The organism is Faecalimonas sp. LCP19S3_D12, assembly GCF_052121495.1.
In the GTDB taxonomy this organism is placed as follows: Bacteria; Bacillota; Clostridia; order Lachnospirales; family Lachnospiraceae; genus Faecalimonas.
On the sequence record NZ_JBQKED010000106.1, the window covers coordinates 1 to 1,346 of the forward strand.

A 1,346-nucleotide genomic window follows, 5' to 3' on the forward strand; every position below is an offset into this window, starting at 1 on the left:
CTGCTCTCTTCCGCCTATGATATCTCCCATTTCCAAATCAATATCATCTATGGTTAAATCTACGCTTTTATAGTTCTGTAATTCTTTCAACCGTTTCGCTCCATCTTCTTCCAGCTGTTCAAGTTCTGCGCTGGAAAAATCGTAGACTGCCGCACGTTCCGCAAGTCCTGTGTAATATTGTTGTCTTCCCACACTTCCATCCTGCTGGACATACAAATGCAGCACAATACGTTCTTCATTCTGCCCTTTCCCAACACATACCAAGTGATTTATCCCCATTCGATAATCCTTTATGTCAAAGTTGATATTACAGTCCTGATCGTATTGCAGATAGTCAGAATAATCTACCACCGGAACCGCCTGTATTTCTACATAGCCATATGGATGCCCCTCTTCCTTTCGGTAGCTGATCTGCAGTCGGTGTCCTTTTGCATCCAAAAACTTCATTATCACATTATATAGTGATACATATCTGTCTACCTGCCAATTATTTAAGATTACCTTTGTATTTACCTTTGGTACAACAAAAAGAGAACCGAATCGTTCTGCAATCAATGCTCTGATTACATCGTTCAGTTCCCCATTTAAGATTAGGTGGTCGGACCCAGAAGGCGGTTCTACCACTTTCTGTGTCAGCAATCCTCTCCAGGTATGTCCACTCCATACAATCTCATTGCTTTTTGTAACAACCCTCATGCTTTCCAAAATGCCGCCATACTCTGTATCTGGCACGTACATGCGGTATCCGTAATCACACATTTCCCTTTTCCATTCGTCTAGGCTCATGCGAATTTCAAAATCATTTGTATCTCCGATGTCTAAATCAGTTTCACATTCTATGTATCCTTTCTCTTCTCCGACGGCTGTCGCACTTATCATCTGTATCGGAAAGATTGGCTTGTTCAAAACTTCCACCATTTTTACTTCATCGGTTCGATTTCCTGCGTCATCTTCCGCTGAAATCCGAAGGGGATAATAGCTCTTAAGCTCTGCCGTTTTCAATTGCTGTTCTGGTGCTTTTGCTTCCCCTTCATATATAGTGTCCTTTTTATGTTCCATCTCTTTTGTTTCGCCGTTAAAGCTTTGTGTTACACGCTCTACCATTCCGGTTCGCTCCTTTCTTTGAATAGTGTAATATCAAAATCAAACTTTCCATCCCAGCTTACAACTTGTTTTCCCGGGAGAATCTTTTGAAAAATATCAAGTCCACGATAATGAAACAAATTTACTTTCGTTCCATTCATCATGGTTTTTATGACGGTCTGTGCCATGCTGTCAACTTCCAGATACTCTCCATCCTCTAAGATAGTATGCACGGTGTAGATACGTCCCCCGATAGCAATCAA

General features: G+C 41.4%; 1 protein-coding gene and 1 pseudogene. Both read right to left on the reverse strand.

The genetic code is table 11. The features are described 5' to 3' along the window. Positions 1 to 1,104 (reverse strand): hypothetical protein (locus ACTQXY_RS15425; RefSeq protein ID WP_441660203.1); only part of this gene is annotated, 1,104 nt, incomplete at its 3' end. After that, positions 1,098 to 1,346 (reverse strand): annotated as a pseudogene (locus tag ACTQXY_RS15430) (phage tail protein); the annotation flags it as partial. The pseudogene ACTQXY_RS15430 and the gene ACTQXY_RS15425, both read right to left, overlap by 7 nt.